The 2811-nt window shown below is 68.8% G+C and carries 2 protein-coding genes; one reads left to right on the top strand and one right to left on the bottom strand.

Annotated features, from left to right (window positions below):
* Window positions 1-247 precede the first annotated feature (247 nt).
* Window positions 248-1645 carry a dihydrolipoyl dehydrogenase gene (gene lpdA / locus D7W79_RS40990; RefSeq protein ID WP_120530616.1) on the top strand — a complete coding sequence of 466 codons (1398 nt, stop codon included), beginning with the start codon at window positions 248-250 and terminating at the stop codon, window positions 1643-1645.
* Here lpdA and D7W79_RS40985 read toward each other — a convergent pair.
* Complete coding sequence (locus D7W79_RS40985) at window positions 1642-2640, bottom strand: helix-turn-helix transcriptional regulator (RefSeq protein WP_120530615.1); 999 nt, start codon at window positions 2638-2640, stop codon at window positions 1642-1644. The two genes, lpdA and D7W79_RS40985, sit on opposite strands and share 4 nt — an antisense overlap.
* Window positions 2641-2811 lie beyond the last annotated feature (171 nt).

The raw sequence follows: 2811 nt of genomic DNA, 5'->3' as shown, positions 1-2811 counted from the left end.
GTGTATAAGAGACAGGCTCCAGCCCCCGGGCAGGCACCGGCGTCGCGGCCGGTGCCTGCCCGGGGGCTGGAGCGGGCGGGGCTTGATGCGACACGTAATAGAGGCGCGCGAACGCCAGCAGCGCTACTAGCATCAAGAGAAGCGTGTGGAGCGGGAAGCGACGCACGAGCAAACTCCTTGATTCCAACCGGGACCGGGGGTTATCAGCGCCCGCGAGTTCCATCCGCAAAAATGACCGGAGGCGTGTGTGGCTGAGACTTTCGACGTGGTGATCATCGGCTCGGGTCCTGGCGGCTATGTGGGCGCCATCCGCGCGGCCCAGCTCGGGCTGAAGACGGCCATCATCGAAAAGGACAAGCGCCTGGGCGGGACGTGTCTGCACCGCGGATGCATCCCCACCAAGTCGCTCCTGTGGACGGCGTCGCTCTTCCACCACATCAAGGAGTCGTCCGACTTCGGCATCGACGTGGCGAACCCCACCGTGAACTGGGCCAACGCCCAGAAGCACAAGGACAAGGTCGTCACCAAGGGTGCCAACGGCATCGACTTCCTGATGAAGAAGAACAAGATCACCGTGGTGAAGGGCCACGGTCGCATCTCCGGCAAGGGCAAGGTGGAGGTGACGGCGGAGGACGGCTCCAAGCAGACCCTGGAGACGAAGAACATCATCATCGCCACGGGCTCCGTGCCCAAGTCCCTGCCGAACGTGCAGGTGGACCACAAGCGGGTGATGAACAGTGACTCCATCCTGACCATCGACCGCATCCCCAAGAGCATCATCGTCCTGGGCGCGGGCGCGGTGGGCTGCGAGTTCGCCTCCGTGTTCAACCACGTGGGCAGCAAGACGGCCATCGTGGAGTACATGCCCGCGCTGCTCCCCATCGAGGACGCGGACATCTCCAAGGAGCTGGACAAGATCTTCCGCCGCCGCGGCATCGACGTGCACACGGGCTCCGCGGTGCAGAAGGTGGAGCACACGGCGGACGGCGTGCGCGTCACCATGAAGGTGGGCGAGGAGACGAAGACGCTGGAGGCGGAGATCCTCCTGTCGGCGGTGGGCCGCGCGCCCGTCACCGAGGACGTGGGCCTCAACAAGACGTCCATCCAGACCGACCGCGGCTTCATCAAGGTCGACACGCTGTGCCGCACCAGCGAGCCCAACGTCTACGCCATTGGCGACGTCATCCCCACGCCGATGCTGGCGCACATGGCCAGCGCCGAGTGCGTGATGGTGGTGGAGCACATCGCCGGGAAGAACCCCGCGCCCATCAACTACGACCTGACCCCGTCGGCCACGTACTGCTACCCCGAGGTGGCGTCCGTGGGCCTCACGGAGAAGAAGGCCAAGGAGCGCGGCTACGACGTGAAGGTGGGCATCGCCCCCTTCGGCGCCGTCACCAAGTCGGCCATCTCCAACGAGTCGATCGGCATGATCAAGATCGTCTCCGACCGGAAGTACGACGAGGTGCTGGGCATCCACATCATCGGGCCGCACGCCACGGAGCTGCTCGCCGAGGCCTGCGTCTCCATGAAGCTGGAGATCACCACCGAGGAGCTGGCCCACACCATCCACGCGCACCCGACGCTCTCCGAGATCATGCACGAGGGCGCCGAGGCCACGCTGGGTCACCCGCTGCACTTCTAGCGGGCGCGGCGGCCCGGCCTCTTCTGGCCGGGCCCGCCGTAGAGCGCCTGGAGTGAGGCCGCCAGCGCGGCCAACCTCTGGCGCAGCGGTTCCGGGGCGAGCACCTCCACGCCCGCCCCGACTTCGCACAGCTGGGAGACCGCGATGGACTCCCGCTCGAAGTCCAGCGTCACCTTCCGCTTCCCACCGCGTGCCGCGGGCGCCTTGTCGATGCGCTCACCGTCGGCCGGGGGACGCAGCCTCCGCAGCGCCGCTTCGCCTTCCTGCGTGCAGGAGAGGGTGACGTCGTAGCGGGGGCGCTCCACGGCGAACTTCGCGCACCAGTCCTTCCAGAACACGGGCAGATCGAAGCCGTGGGGGCGGGTGAAGCCCTGCGGGCGCAGCCGCACGTCGCCAATGCGGCCGCCCCGGAAGACGCGGGGGCCCTTGTCCGTCCCGGCGACGAGGTACCAGCGGTCCGCCTTGATGACGAGCCCGTAGGGGTCCACCGTCCGGCGGGAGCGGGCGCCGTCGAAGTCCTGGTAGCTCAGCGACACGCGGCGGTCCTGCCAGGCGGCGTCGCGCAGCTTGCCCAGGTGCGGCAGGGGCTCGCGGCCGGTGAACCACCCGGAGGCGTCCACGTGGAGCCGCTGGCGCGCGTGCTCCAGCGCGGGCTGCTGGAGGGCGGGGAGGGCCGCCGCCAGCTTCACCAGGCCCGTGCGCAGCGGCGTGGACAGGCCCAGGTCGTCGAGGGCTCCGGGGGCTCCCACCGTGGCCAGGGCCTGGAGCTCCGGACGGGTGAGCCCGGTGAGCTGCGTGCGCCAGCCCTCCATCAGCGCCACGCCGCCCGCCGCTCCCCGCGTGGCGTACACGGGGACGCCCGACGTCGAGAGGGCGTCGAGGTCGCGGTGCACGGTCCGGCTGGAGACCTGGAGCTCGCGCGCCAGCTCGCCCACGGTGCTGCGCGGGCGGGCCTGGAGGCGCATCAAGAGGTGGACGAGGCGATCCGCGCGCATGGGTCCTCCGGGCTTGAGGAGCGGTGCAGCCTGGGCCGGGAATCATGACAGGGGTTGTCAGGATTGGGCGTGCAAGGTGGCGCGTGAAAGGGGAGCACGGACATGAAGCCACTCGAAGGACAGGTGGCCCCTGTCTCTTATACACCTCTCCGAGCCCACGAGACATGCGCA

It is taken from the genome of Corallococcus exercitus (assembly GCF_003611585.1).
Classification (GTDB): Bacteria; Myxococcota; Myxococcia; order Myxococcales; family Myxococcaceae; genus Corallococcus; species Corallococcus exercitus.
This window is presented reverse-complemented; position numbering and strand designations above follow the sequence as displayed.

What these genes read in the sequence shown, in the direction of transcription:
- D7W79_RS40985 (WP_120530615.1), bottom strand. Translation starts at nt 2,640, where the DNA reads ATGCGCGCGGATCGCCTCGTCCACCTCTTGATGCGCCTCCAGGCCCGC.